Origin of the sequence: Sphingomonas sp. CCH9-F2 (assembly GCF_001556735.1) — a bacterium.
Lineage (GTDB): Bacteria > Pseudomonadota > Alphaproteobacteria > Sphingomonadales > Sphingomonadaceae > Sphingomonas > Sphingomonas ginsenosidimutans.
The window spans coordinates 1-13,316 of sequence record NZ_LSJO01000504.1 but is presented as its reverse complement, the minus strand read 5'-3'; the positions used below and the strand labels follow the sequence as shown (position 1 = coordinate 13,316).

Genomic DNA, 13,316 nt, shown 5'->3' with positions numbered 1-13,316 from the left:
CGCTGGCACCGCGCCCGCCGCAGCCGACGACATCGTCGTCGTCGGCAGCCAGATCCGCGGGGCGAAGACCACCGCGGCGCTGCCGGTGACGGTGGTCGACGAGCGGCAGATCGCGAACACCGGCGCGGTCACCGGCGACGAGCTGTTCCGCTCGATACCGCAGCTGGGCGACGTTACCTTCAACAGTTCTTACCTGCCCAACAGCTCGAACGCGGCGCGCGGCGATGTCGGCTCGGTGAACCTGCGTAACCTGGGAGTCGGCAACACTTTGGTGCTGCTCAACGGGCGGCGCGTGGTCAACCACCCGACCAGCCGCGCCGACGAGAATCTGGTGCCGGTGCTGACCTACAACACCAATGCGATTCCCGTGTTCGGGCTGGAGCGGCTGGAGGTGCTGCGCGACGGCGCGGCCGCCATCTATGGCTCCGACGCGGTGGCCGGGGTCGTCAACACCGTCCTGCGCACCGACTATGACGGCGTGCAGATCGAGGGGCAGACGGGCTATCCCGAGGGCACCAGCCTGACCGAGAGCAACCTCAACCTGTTGCTGGGCAAGAACCTGGGCGGCGGGCGCGGCAACGTGACGCTGTTCGCCAGCTACGCCACGCGGTCGGGGCTGCGCAGTTCGGAACAGGATTACACCGCCTCCGACGACACGCGCCCGTTGTTCGTCGGCACCCGCTTCGAAGGGGTCAGTGCGCTCGACGGGCGCGCATCGATCACGCCATGGGGATCGTTCCAGACCGTCGGCAACGTGCAGGTGCGCCAGAACGGTACCGCGCTGACCAATGCGTCAGGGCAGTTCCATATCCAGCCGTCGACCAACACCGGTTGCCAGACGAACGCGACGACCGGGCTGAAGAACGGGCTGTGCATCGACGACGGCACCAACACCGCCGCCGCCGACCGCAACCTGCGCTTCGATCCGCGCGTCGCGTATGACACGTACATCCAGCCGAAGGTGGAGCGGATCAACCTGTTCCTGAACGGCCATTACGACCTGACCGACGGGCTGGAGCTGTTCGGGGAAGCGGGCTATTATTCGGCGACGACCGACAGCATCCAGTCTTCGTCGGGCACGCTCAGCTCGCTGCCGATCGTCATCCCGGCGACCAATTACTACAATCCGTTCGGCCCGACCGTGCTGAACGGCGCCGCCAACCCCAACCGCCTGCCCGGGATCAACGCGCCGGCCGCCGGGCTGCCGGTGACGCTGTCGAGCTACAATATCGCAGATGCCGGCCCCAATCTGGTGCATGTGAAGAACGACCAGTGGCGCGCGCTGGCCGGGCTGCGCTGGGAATGGCTGGGCTTCCGCTGGGAAAGCGCGGCGCTCTATTCGGAGGCGTCGGTACGCGACACGTCGGACGGCATCAGCGCGACGGCGCTCCAGCGCCAGCTGGGCCTGTCCACGCCCGATGCCTATAATCCGTTCAACGGCAGCGACCTGGCCAATCCCAGCGGCGCGGACACGACGCTGAGCAATGCCGCGGCGCTGAATGCGATCCGCATCAAGTCGACGCGCTTCAGCAAGTCGACGCTGGCGCTGGCCGATCTGAAGGCGTCGCGCGCGGACTTGCTGACGCTGCCGGGCGGCAATCTGGGCATCGCGTTCGGCGCGGAGGTGCGCCGCGAAACGCAGCTGGATGACCGCGACCCGCGCGTCGACGGCACGATCACCTTCACCGACAGCGTGACGGGGAGGCAGCTGGGGTCCGACCTGGTCGGCACCAGCCCGTCGCCGGATACCAGCGGGCGCCGCACCGTCGCGGCGGCTTTCGTCGAACTGGCGGTGCCGGTGGTCGGCCCGGACATGAACGTGCCGCTGATGCGCAGCCTGGAAGTCCAGCTGGCGGGCCGTTTCGAACATTACAGCGACGTCGGGTCGGTGGCCAAGCCGAAGGTCGCGGCGGCATGGGAAGTGGTGCGCGGGCTGCGCCTGCGCGGTTCCTATGCCGAGGGGTTCAAGGCGCCCAACCTGGAACAGATCAACGCGCGCGTCGTGACGCGGTCGAACACGCGCACCGACTGGATCCGGTGCGAGGCGCAGCTGCGCACCGGCGCGATCAACAGCTTCGCCAATTGCGCGCAGAGCTTCGCCATCCAGGCGCAGCGCGCGGGCAACCCGGACCTGAAGCCGGAGACGTCGAACACATGGAGCGCGGGCGTGGTGCTGGAACCGCGCTTCCTGGAAGGATCGCTGGGCCGCGTGACCTTCACCGCCGATTACTGGCACGTCCAGCAGAAGGGGATCGTCGGCATCTTCGGCGAGGGTAATGCGCTGATCGCCGACTATCTGGCGCGGGTCAGCGGATCGACCAACCCCAACGTCATCCGCGCCGCGCCGACCGCCGACGACATCGCGCTGTTCGCCGGATCGGGGATCGCGCCGGTCGGCCGCGTCGACTACGTGCGCGACCAGTATGTCAACCTGCTGCCGCAGGAGGCCGCCGGCGTCGACCTGAGCGCGACGTGGGAATTGCCGGACTTCGGTGCCGGGCGCTTCTCGTTCGCGGCCAATGCGGCCTATCTCGACAAGTTCTTCCTCCAGCCCTCGCCGCCGATCCAGGAGCTGATCGACGCGCGTGCCGCAGGGACGATCAACGCCGGCACCAATATTGCCGACGCCGGCAGCCTAGTGCGCCAGAACGGCAAGCCGCGCTGGCGCGTCACCGGATCGGCCAACTGGCGGTACGAGAAGTTCGAGCTGGGTGCGTTCACGCAGTACACCGGCGACGTCGAGGATACCGGGCTGATCGACAGCGCGGGCGTGCCGTGGCTGATCGCCAGCCAGATGACCTACAATCTGTACGGCCAGATCACCGTCGGTAACAAGCGCGAGGGCCGCTACCGGATGCGCATCGGTGTGCGCAACCTGACCGATGCCAAGCCGCCGCTGTCGTCGAACGGCTTCCTGGGATCACTCTACACCCCCTATGGCCGCTACTGGTACGCCAACCTGCGCGCCTCGTTCTAAGGAAGGACGCCCCCGATGCTTCGCCGCCTGACCGTCGCCGCGCTGATCGCCGCGCTTCCGCTGATGCCGGTCGTGGCGGCGCAGGAGGAGCCGCCGGCGCGGGCGGCGACGCCGTCGGGCGGCGACATCGTCGCCTATGACCAGATCCACAAGCCGGTGGTGGGGCGCGGCGGGATGGTCGTCAGCCAGAACATCCTGGCGGCGCAGGTGGGCGCGCAAATTCTGCGCAAGGGCGGCAATGCCGTCGACGCGGCGGTCGCCACCGGCTTTGCGCTGGCGGTGACGCTGCCGCGCGCGGGCAACGTCGGCGGCGGCGGCTATATGCTGGTCCACATGGCTGCGCGCGACGGCCGCCCGGCGCAGACGATCGCGATCGATTACTACGGCCAGGCATCGCGCAATACGACGCCCGACCTGCTGCTGGATGCGGCCGGCAAGCTGGACCAGGCGAAGGTCATGTCGATGAAGGGCGTGGCGATCCCCGGCACCGTGGCGGGCCTGTGGGAGGCGCATCGCCGCTTCGGATCGCTGCCGTGGGGCACGTTGCTGGCGCCCGCGATCGCGATGGCGGAGAAAGGCGTGCCGCTGTCGGAGGACGAGGCGAAGGCCAATGGCGAGCAGCGGCGGCTGATGGCCGACGATCCGGCGGCGATGGCGATGTTCTTCAAGCCGGGCGGCGCGGCCTATGCCCCCGGCGAGACGTTCCGACAGCCCGATCTGGCCGCCGCGCTGAAAGCGATCGCGGCGGGCGGGGCGGACGCTTTCTACCGCGGTCCGCTGGCGCAGAAGCTGGCGGCGGGCATCCGCGCGGGCGGCGGGATCATCGATGCTGCGGACCTGGCAGGGTATCGCGCGATCGTGTCCGAGCCGATTTGGTCGAGCTATCGCGGGCGCCGCATCGCCTACATGCCGCCGACCGCATCGGGAGTGAGCGTCGCCGAGGCGATGAACATCCTGGAACGCTTCCCGGTCGCCGAGGCGAAATGGGGCAGCGTCGCGAACCTGCACCTGTTGTCGGAAACGATGAAGATCGTGTCGGCCGACCGCCGGCTGGTGGGCGGCGCGCCCGACTGGCAGACCCCGGCACGCGGGCTGGCGAGCAAGGAATATGCGGCGCAGCGTGCGGCGTTGATCCGCCCGGACCGTTCGCTCGACGCGCGCACCCTGCCGGACGGCAACCCCTATCCGTTCGAAAGCAAGGACACGACGCATTTTTCGGTGGTGGATGCGCAGGGCAATGCCGTCAGCAACACCTATACGTTGTCCGCTTCCTATGGCGCGCATGTCGTCGCGCCGGGGACGGGGGTGCTGCTCAACAATTCGCTGGGCAATTTGTCGTGGTCGCGGCGCGGCGGCGGGGCGACGCGCGATGCGACGCGGCCGGTGCCGGGCAAGCGCGTGGGATCGACGATCACCCCGCTGATCGTGTTCAGGGACGATCGCCCGTGGCTGGTCACCGGGACGCCGGGCGGCGGCTACATCATCGCGACGATGGTGCAATTGCTGTCGAACGTCATCGACCACGGGCTGAACGTCGCCGAGGCCGCCGAACGGCCGCGTATCAACCAGGGCGGCGGCGATGCGCCGCTGGAGCTGGAGGGCGGATTTTCCCCCGATATCGTGCCGTTGCTGGAAGCGAAGGGACATCGCGTGCGCCCGTCGAACACGATGGGCAGCATCCAGAGCATAATGGTGGAGGGCGATGCCTTCCTGGGCGCGGCGGATACGCGCCGCCCCGACGCGGCGGCGGTGCCCGCCCGCTGATCGCCCGCGCGGGCTTGGCGGCGCGGGGACGGGGGGCTATCCCGGCGGGGTGCAGCAATATCTCGACCTGATGCGCCGCGTGCTCGATTCGGGCGCGCGGCAGATGGACCGGACCGGCACGGGCACGCTGAGCGTGTTCGGCCACCAGATGCGCTTCGACCTAGCGCAGGGGTTTCCGGTGCTGACCACCAAGAAGCTCCACCTGCGATCGATCATCGTCGAGCTGCTGTGGTTCCTGCGCGGCGACACCAACGTGCGCTGGCTGCAGGAGCGCAAGGTGAGCATCTGGGACGAATGGGCCGACGAAAACGGCGATCTGGGCCCCGTTTACGGCAAGCAATGGCGTGACTGGGAGACCGCGGACGGCCGCCATATCGACCAGATCAAGCAATTGATTGCGGATATCCGCACCAATCCGGCGTCGCGGCGGCAGATCGTGACGGCGTGGAACCCGGGCGAGTTGCACGCGATGGCGCTGGCGCCATGCCATTGCCTGTTCCAGACGCATGTCGCGAACGGGAAATTGTCGCTGCAATTGTACCAAAGGTCGGCGGATATCTTCCTGGGGGTGCCGTTCAACATCGCCAGTTACGCGCTGCTGACGCACATGCTGGCGCAGCAATGCGGGCTGGAAGCGGGCGATTTCATATGGACCGGCGGCGATTGCCACCTGTATTCGAACCATCTGGAGCAGGCGCGCACGCAGCTGGAACGCACGCCGGGCGCGCTGCCGAGGTTGGAAATCACGCGGTGCGCACCAGCGATCGACGCCTATGACGCCGAGGATTTCGTGCTCCACGACTATGTCGCGCAGCCGCATATCAAGGCGCCCGTCGCCGTTTGAGCGCGTTCAGGCACGGTTCAGCACGTCGATTACATATGTAAACGCAAGGTTCGGGACGGGAGCGAACGATGCGGGAATATGTCTTCGTGGCGGTGATCGCGACAATCTGCGCGCTGGCGCTGCAATGGGGCGCGGCGATCGCGCCGACCCCCGCCGGATCGGCGGCCCCAAGCCGGGCGATGCCCGCCGGCTGACTTTACGCCGGGCGCGCGCCGCGATAGCCGGGGCGACATGATCTTCTTCGTCCTGGCGCGCGCCGACAATGGCGTGATCGGCGTCGACGGCCGGCTGCCGTGGCGGCTGCCCGCCGACCTGAAACGGTTCAAGGCGCTGACCATGGGGCACCCGATGGTGATGGGGCGCAAGACGTTCGAGAGCTTCCCCGCGCCGCTGCCCGGACGCCGGCACATCGTGCTGACCCGCGACCGCATGTGGCACGCCCCCGGTGCGGAGGTCGCGCACGACGTCGATGCGGCGCTGGCGCTCGCCGGACCGGGCGAGGTGGCGGTGATCGGCGGCGCGGAAATCTATGCGCTGTTGCTGCCGCGTGCCGAGCGGATCGAACTGACCGAGGTACATGGCGCGCCCGACGGCGATGCGCGCGTCCCCGCCTTCGACGGCTGGCGCGAGATCGCGCGCGAGGCGCATCTGGCGGAGGGCGATCGCCCGGCCTATGACTTCGTGACGCTGGTGCGCTAGTCTTCCCCGGCAACGGGCGGGGGAGAGTCGTCGTGCGTACATGGCTGATCGGCGGGGCGGTTCTGGCGTTGCTGGCGGCCGCCGGATTCTTCCTGTTCGCCCCCGCCTGGGTCGAGGGATCGATGAACCGGGTGGTGCCGGTGCCGCTGCGGATCACCGCCGCCGCGCGGGGCATCCCGGTCGCCGACATGCATGCCGATACGCTGATGTGGCAGCGCAACCTGCTGCTGCGGTCGGACCGCGGGCAGGTGGACCTGCCGCGACTGATCGCGGGCGGTTATGCGTTGCAGGTCTTCTCATCGGTGACGAAGACGCCGCGCGGGCAGAATTACGATGCCAATAGCGCCGACACCGACAATATCACCGCGCTGGTGATCGCGCAGCGCCAGCCGCGGCGCACTTGGGGATCGTTGCTGGAACGATCGCTGTTCCATGCGCAGAAGCTGGCGCTGTATGCCGCCGCGTCGGGCGGGCGGATGCGCGTCGTCCACCTCCCCGCCGACCTGGACGGCGCAGGCGCGCGCGGCGCGCCGGTGCTGGCGATGCTGTCGATCGAGGGGATGCAGGCGATGGAGGGCGATATCGCCAACCTCGACCGGCTGTACGTCGCCGGGTTCCGCATGGCCGGCCTGGCGCATTTCTTCGACACCGATGTCGCCGGATCGATGCACGGCGAGCACAAGGGCGGGCTGACCCCGCTGGGCCGGCAGGTGGTGCGGCGGATGGAGGCGCTGGGGATGATCGTCGACGTCGCGCACGCCAGCCATGCCGCGGTCGCGGACATTCTGGCGATGGCGCGCCGCCCGGTGGTGTCGAGCCATGGCGGCGTGCAGGCGACCTGCGGGGTCAATCGCAACCTGAGCGATGCGGAGATCCGCGGGATCGCGCGCACCGGCGGGGTGATCGGCATCGGTTACTGGGATGCCGCGATCTGCGGCACCACCCCGGACAGGGTCGCCGCCGCGATCCTGCACGTGCGCGACGTGGCGGGGATCGACCATGTCGGGCTGGGATCGGATTTCGACGGCGCGGTGACGACCGGGTTCGACGCGGCGGGCGTGCCGGCGGTGGCGCAGGCGCTGCTGGACCGCGGGCTGTCGCGCGACGACGTGGCGAAGGTGATGGGCGGCAACGTGTTGCGTGTCGTGCGCGCCGGGATTGCTCCGGAAGAAGCACACCCCTAGAGCGCGGCACATGGAGCGGCTCGACGGCGGCTCGGCGGTGCCCCCCCAGCTGGCGGGCGGGATCGTCGCGCTCGGCAATTTCGACGGCGTGCACCTGGGCCATCAGGCGGTGGTGGGCCGGGCGGTGGCGCGTGCGCGCGCCGAAGGGCGCCCGGCGCTGGTCGCCACGTTCGACCCGCATCCGGTCCGCTATTTCCGCCCCGACGCGCCGTGGTTCCGGCTGACCACACTGGACCAGCGCGAGCGGCTGTTCGCCGAGGCGGGGGCGGATGCGATGGTGGTGTTCCGCTTCGACGCGGCGCTGGCGGCGCTGAGCGCGGAGGATTTCATCGCCGACCGGCTGGAACGCGCCTTGCAGGTGGCCGGCGTGGTGACCGGCGAGGATTTCACGTTCGGCCACGGCAAGCGCGGCAATGTCGCGATGCTGCGCGCGGCGGGCGGGCGCGGCGGCTATTCGGTGGATACCGTCGGCCCGGTGATGCTGGACGGTGCGCCGGTATCCTCCACCCGCATCCGCGAGGCGTTGCGCGCGGGCGACATGCGCGGCGCGGCGCGGCTGCTGACGCGCCCGTTCGCGATTCGCGGGACGGTGCAGCACGGCGACAAGCTGGGCCGGACGATCGGCTATCCCACCGCAAACGTCGACATGGGCCATTACCTGCGCCCCGCCTATGGCATCTATGCGGTGCGCGGGTCCCTGCCCGACGGGCGGGTCGTGCCGGGGGCGGCGAACCTGGGCGTGCGCCCGACGTTCGAGCCGCCCAAGGAATTGCTGGAGCCGTATTTCTTCGATTTTTCCGGCGACCTGTACGGGCAGGAGATCGAGGTCGCGCTGATCGACTATCTGCGCCCGGAAGCCAAATTCTCGAACATCGACGAACTGATCGCGCAAATGGACCGCGACTGCGCCCGCGCACGCGAGTTGCTGGCGGAATAACGGCGCGCTAAGGCCTGACATTCCATGGCCGATGCACCCGACACGCCGCGCGACTGGCGCGAAACCGTCTTCCTGCCGAAGACCGATTTTCCCATGAGGGCGGGGCTGCCGCAGAAGGAGCCGGCGATCCTGGCGCGATGGCAGGAGATGGACCTGTACCGCCGCCTGCGTGCGGCGCGTGCCGGGCGCGAGACGTTCATCCTCCACGACGGCCCGCCCTATGCCAATGGCGACATGCATATCGGCCATGCGCTGAACCATATCCTGAAGGACATGGTGGTGCGCACCCAGACGTTGCTGGGGAAGAACGCGCCCTACGTCCCCGGCTGGGATTGCCACGGCCTGCCGATCGAATGGAAGGTCGAGGAGGAATATCGCAAGAAGAAGCGCAACAAGGACGAAGTGCCGCCGCAGGAATTTCGTGCCGAATGCCGCGCCTATGCGCAGCAGTGGGTGGACACCCAGCGCGAGCAGTTGAAGCGGCTGGGCATCAACGGCGACTGGGACAAGCCGTATCTGACGATGGATTTCGCCGCCGAGGCGACGATCGTGGCCGAGCTGATGAAGTTCGCCGAGACCGGCCAGCTGTACCGCGGCGCCAAGCCGGTCATGTGGTCGCCGGTCGAAAAGACCGCGCTGGCCGAGGCGGAGGTGGAATATGAGGAGATCACCTCCACCCAGATCGACGTCGGGTTCGAGGTGATCCAATGCCCCGAATATCCGGGGCTGGCGGGCACGATCGCGCCGATCTGGACCACCACGCCGTGGACGATCCCGGTCAACCAGGCGATCGCCTATGGCTCGGCGATCGATTACCTGCAGTTCGAGAGCGGCGGGAAGAAATATCTGGTCGCCGAGCCGCTGTTCCCGGCCTTTTCCAAGCGCACCGGGCTGAAGCTGGAAGGGATCGTCGCACTCATCAAGGGCCCGGTGCTGGAGGGCGCGACCGCGCGCCACCCGATGCACCATCTGGGCGGCTTCTTCGCCACGCCGCGCCCGTTCCTGGAGGGCGAGTTCGTCACCATCGACGCGGGCACGGGCCTGGTCCACATGGCCCCCGACCATGGCGAGGACGATTTCGCGCTGTGCAAGACGCACGGGATCGAGCCGGTGTTCGCGGTGGATGCGGCAGGCATGTACCGCGCCGACTGGGCGTGGCTGGGCGGGCAGGGCAGCGTCATCAACAAGAAGTTCGTCGCCAGCGACGGGCCGATCTGCGCGGACCTGCGCGACACCGGGATGCTGCTGTCCGCCAGCGACGATTTCCAGCACAGCTACCCGCATTCGTGGCGGTCGAAGGCGAAGGTGATCTACCGCTGCACCCCGCAATGGTTCATCGCGGTCGACCGGCCGATCACGGACGAGGGGCAGGGCGGTACCCCGGCCGCCGACACCCTTCGCAACCGCGCGCTGGCGGCGATCGCGGCGACCCGCTTCGTGCCCGAAAAGGGCCGCAACCGTATCGGCGCGATGGTGGAGGGGCGGCCCGACTGGGTCATCTCGCGCCAGCGCGCGTGGGGCGTGCCGATCGCGCTGTTCGTCGACCGGCGCACCGGCCAGTATCTGGTCGATCCGCACGTCAACGCGCGGATCGTCGCGGCCTTCCGCGAGCAGGGCGTCGATGCGTGGAGCGACGAGGCGATGCCCGCGCTGCTCGGCCCGGATCGCGACCCGGCGGATTACGAGCGGGTCACCGATATCCTGGACGTGTGGTTCGATTCGGGCTGCACCCACGCCTTCGTGCTCGACAGCGGGCGCTGGCCGGAACTGAGCTGGCCCGCCGATTTGTATCTGGAGGGGTCGGACCAGCATCGTGGCTGGTTCCAGTCGTCGCTGCTGGAAAGCTGCGGGACGCGCGGGCGGGCGCCCTATGACGCGGTGCTGACGCACGGCTTCACGATGGACGCCAAGGGCATGAAGATGTCCAAGTCGCTGGGCAACACGATCAACCCGCTGGACCTGATGCGCGATTATGGCGCGGATATCCTGCGGCTGTGGGCGCTGTCGGTCGATTTCACCGAGGACCATCGCATCGGCAAGGAGATCCTGGCCGGGGTGGCGGACCAGTATCGCAAGCTGCGCAACACCTTCCGCTACCTGCTGGGCGCGCTGGACGGGTTCGACGACACGGAACGGCTGGCGGTGGGCGAATGGCCGGAGCTGGAGCGGTACATGCTCCACCTCACCCACGCGCTGGACGTGCAGCTGAAGCGTGCGGTCGAGGCCTATGACTTCAACGGCTATGTCCGGCTGCTGAGCGATTTCGCGAACGAGGACCTGTCGGCGTTCTTCTTCGATATCCGCAAGGATTCGCTGTATTGCGACGCCGCGGGCGACGTGACGCGGCGCGCGTATCGCACGATGCTGGACGTGCTGTTCCACGCGATGGTGCGGTGGGCCGCGCCGGTGCTGGTGTTCACCGCCGAGGAAGTGTGGCAGGCGCGCTTCGCCGACGCCGACGGATCGGTGCACCTGCTCGAATGGCCCGAACTGCCCGCGCAAACCGGCGAGGACGTCGCCGCGCGCTGGGCCGCGGTGCGCGACCTGCGCGCGCGTGTGACCGAGGCGATCGAGCCGCTGCGCCGGGAAAAGACCGTCCGCTCCAGCCTGGAGGCCGAAGTGACGGTGCCGGAACTGCCGCTCGACGCGGGCGCGCTGGCGGAGGCGTTCATCGTCGCCAAGGTGTCGCAGGGTGACACGGTCGCGGTGACGCGTACCGATTACCACAAGTGCGGCCGCTGCTGGCGCCACCTGCCCGATGTGGCGGTGGACGACGGGCTGTGCGGGCGCTGCGCCGCGGTCGTCGGGGCCGGCGCGTGAGCAGGATGCCGCGTGCGGGGCTGGCGGTGGCGGCGGCGGTGTTCGTCGTCGACCAGGCGGCGAAATGGCTGGTCACCGGGCCGCTGGGCGTCGATTTCCTGGGCGCGTATCAGACGATCCTGCCGATCTTCGACCTGCGCTTCACCAAGAACGAGGGCGTGTCGCTGGGGATGCTGCGCGCCGAGACCGAATTGACCCGCTGGCTGCTGGTGGCGTTCACCGCCGCGATCGCCACCGGCGTCGCGATCTGGATGACGCGCGAGGACAAGCGCGCCGACCGGCTGGCGCTGGGGCTGGTGCTGGGCGGGGCGCTGGGCAATATCCTCGACCGCATCCGGCTGGGCTATGTCGTCGATTTCGCCGACCTGCACTTCGGCGAGTGGCGCCCGTTCCTGATCTTCAACGTCGCGGATGCGGCGATTACCATCGGCGTGCTGATTCTGCTGGCACGCGCGCTCCTGATCCGCGAGAAGCGGCCCGATCCTTCGGAGAATGTCCATGCGTAAGTCTGTCGTCGTGGTGGCCTCGCTCACGGCGCTTGCCCTTGTCTCGGGCTGCGGGAAAAGCGGTTACGACCGCGCGCGTCCCGACGAATTCGCCGTCGCGCGCCAGCCCCCGCTGGTGATCCCGCCCGATTTCGCGCTGGTGCCGCCGCAGCCGGGCGCTGCCCGCACGCAGGGCGTCAACACCCAGGCGCAGACGCTCGACGCGCTGTTCGGCGGGCCGGCGCAGCGCACCGGAACGCAGGGCGCGGTGATCGACGAAGCCGGCGGCACCGGCGCGGCGCAGGCGGGCATCCGCTCCGCGGTGGGCGATCCGCAGACCAACGTGATCGACAAGGGCCAGACGACCCGCGACATCATCGCCGCGCCGCAGGGCGACGGCCAGGGCGCGCGCGCATCCGCTGGCGCCGCGCCGGCCGCGACGGCGACGCCCACGCCGCAGCAGTAAGGGGCGGGGCCGGGCGCGCCGGTCGTGGGAGACCGTGGCGACCGTCCGCGTCGTCACGGCGAATCCGTTCCGCCATCCTCAATCCGCCAACATGCCAGCGTCGGGATTCGCGGAGCGGTGGACCCCGGAACACGTCCGGGGTGACGGGTCTTGCGGGGTGGGCGACCCGCATTCCACGGCGCACACCAGCCTTCGCTGCGGTGACCGCCCAACGCTCTAGCCACGCACGCCGCCCCAGCGCAGGCTGGGGCCTCCGCGTTGCGAGCGGCGCGCCAGCCGCGGGAGATCCCAGCTTTCGCTGGGATGACGATGCTGACGCGAGAGCCTCTCTCCGCTATTCCCCCGGCGGTGTCGGCCAGCTGCGGATGTAGACGTCCTGCTGGGCGAAGGGGATGGCGATGCCGGCGTCCTTGAACATCCACCACAGCCGGTTGAGCACGTCGGAGCGGACGTTGCCGACGCCGCTTTCGGGGTCGCTGATCCACGCCAGTATCTCATGTTCCACCCCGTCGTTGCCGAACGCGGTCAGCCAGACGTTGGGCTTGGGGCTGGCCAGCACGCGCGGGCTGGCCAGCGCGGCCTTGAGCATCAGATCCTGCGCCAGTTTCAGGTCGCTGTCGTACGCGACGCTGACGGGGATGCGGACGCGCACGTTGCGGTCGGAATAGGACCAGTTCTCCACCTCGCGCGTCATCAGATCCTCATTGGGGATCAGATGTTCCTTGCCATCGCGGGTGACCACCGACACGGCGCGCACGCCGATCTTGTTCACCCAGCCGAAGCTTTCGCCGACGACGATGACGTCGCCCGGCTTGATCGAGCGATCCATCAGCAGGATGATCCCGGCGATCAGATTGCCGATCGTCTTCTGCATCCCGAAGCCGACCGCGAGGCCGAACGCGCCCGAGAAGACCGCGAAGGCGGTGAGGTCGATCCCGATCAGGTCGATCCCGAACAGGAAGGCGACGACCACTGCGGCGATGCCGGCGATCTTCTGCGCGAGGATCTTCTGCGTCGGGTCGAGCGCGGGGGTGCGGTCGATCGTGTGCGCGACGACGCGGTTGGCGACGCGCACCAGCGCGATCAGCACCACGACCGTGACCAGAGCGGAGATCAGCGCGAGCAGCGACAACCGCCGCG

General features: G+C 68.8%; 11 protein-coding genes. 10 read left to right on the top strand and 1 reads right to left on the bottom strand.

Features of this window, described 5'->3' with window-relative positions:
- From AX685_RS14340 to AX685_RS14300, 10 genes are all read left to right on the top strand, one after another.
- On the top strand, positions 1 to 2,977 hold a 2,977-nt coding region (locus tag AX685_RS14340; RefSeq protein ID WP_066489857.1), incomplete at its 5' end, for a TonB-dependent receptor domain-containing protein.
- A gap of 15 nt (positions 2,978 to 2,992) precedes the next feature.
- On the top strand, positions 2,993 to 4,741 hold the full coding sequence (gene ggt, locus AX685_RS14335) for a gamma-glutamyltransferase (protein WP_066489854.1): 1,749 nt from the start codon (positions 2,993 to 2,995) through the stop codon (positions 4,739 to 4,741).
- 49 nt (positions 4,742 to 4,790) lie between these two features.
- On the top strand, positions 4,791 to 5,585 hold the full coding sequence (locus tag AX685_RS14330) for a thymidylate synthase (RefSeq protein ID WP_096613196.1): 795 nt from the start codon (positions 4,791 to 4,793) through the stop codon (positions 5,583 to 5,585).
- A gap of 68 nt (positions 5,586 to 5,653) precedes the next feature.
- Entirely contained in the window at positions 5,654 to 5,779 is a 126-nt protein-coding gene (locus AX685_RS23365; RefSeq protein WP_269450497.1) for a hypothetical protein, read from the top strand.
- A 37-nt stretch (positions 5,780 to 5,816) separates the two neighbouring features.
- Positions 5,817 to 6,284, top strand: coding sequence for a dihydrofolate reductase (locus tag AX685_RS14325; protein WP_066489851.1), 468 nt, complete (start codon positions 5,817 to 5,819; stop codon positions 6,282 to 6,284).
- A gap of 32 nt (positions 6,285 to 6,316) precedes the next feature.
- Positions 6,317 to 7,468 (top strand): dipeptidase, encoded by a 1,152-nt coding sequence (locus tag AX685_RS14320; protein WP_066489848.1) that lies wholly within the window; start codon positions 6,317 to 6,319, stop codon positions 7,466 to 7,468.
- Between the two features lie 10 nt (positions 7,469 to 7,478).
- The gene (locus AX685_RS14315; protein WP_066489846.1) at positions 7,479 to 8,405 is read left to right on the top strand and encodes a bifunctional riboflavin kinase/FAD synthetase; all 927 of its coding nucleotides are present in this window, start codon (positions 7,479 to 7,481) and stop codon (positions 8,403 to 8,405) included.
- 24 nt (positions 8,406 to 8,429) lie between these two features.
- A complete protein-coding gene (gene ileS, locus AX685_RS14310; RefSeq protein WP_066489843.1) occupies positions 8,430 to 11,225 on the top strand; it encodes an isoleucine--tRNA ligase in 2,796 nt (931 codons plus the stop codon).
- A gap of 5 nt (positions 11,226 to 11,230) precedes the next feature.
- Positions 11,231 to 11,731 carry a signal peptidase II gene (gene lspA, locus AX685_RS14305; RefSeq protein ID WP_066489859.1) on the top strand — a complete coding sequence of 167 codons (501 nt, stop codon included), beginning with the start codon at positions 11,231 to 11,233 and terminating at the stop codon, positions 11,729 to 11,731.
- The gene (locus AX685_RS14300; protein ID WP_066489841.1) at positions 11,724 to 12,176 is read left to right on the top strand and encodes a DUF3035 domain-containing protein; all 453 of its coding nucleotides are present in this window, start codon (positions 11,724 to 11,726) and stop codon (positions 12,174 to 12,176) included. The genes lspA and AX685_RS14300 overlap by 8 nt, the downstream gene beginning before the upstream one ends.
- Before the next feature lie 334 nt (positions 12,177 to 12,510).
- On the opposite strand, the gene AX685_RS14295 is transcribed toward AX685_RS14300, so the two are convergent.
- The coding region (locus AX685_RS14295) for a mechanosensitive ion channel family protein (RefSeq protein ID WP_156445824.1) at positions 12,511 to 13,316 on the bottom strand (806 nt) is incomplete at its 5' end.

What these genes read in the sequence shown, in the direction of transcription:
- AX685_RS14315 (WP_066489846.1), top strand. Translation starts at nt 7,479, where the DNA reads ATGGAGCGGCTCGACGGCGGCTCGGCGGTGCCCCCCCAGCTGGCGGGC.
- ileS (WP_066489843.1), top strand. Translation starts at nt 8,430, where the DNA reads ATGGCCGATGCACCCGACACGCCGCGCGACTGGCGCGAAACCGTCTTC.
- AX685_RS23365 (WP_269450497.1), top strand. Translation starts at nt 5,654, where the DNA reads ATGCGGGAATATGTCTTCGTGGCGGTGATCGCGACAATCTGCGCGCTG.
- ggt (WP_066489854.1), top strand. Translation starts at nt 2,993, where the DNA reads ATGCTTCGCCGCCTGACCGTCGCCGCGCTGATCGCCGCGCTTCCGCTG.
- AX685_RS14300 (WP_066489841.1), top strand. Translation starts at nt 11,724, where the DNA reads ATGCGTAAGTCTGTCGTCGTGGTGGCCTCGCTCACGGCGCTTGCCCTT.
- lspA (WP_066489859.1), top strand. Translation starts at nt 11,231, where the DNA reads ATGCCGCGTGCGGGGCTGGCGGTGGCGGCGGCGGTGTTCGTCGTCGAC.
- AX685_RS14325 (WP_066489851.1), top strand. Translation starts at nt 5,817, where the DNA reads ATGATCTTCTTCGTCCTGGCGCGCGCCGACAATGGCGTGATCGGCGTC.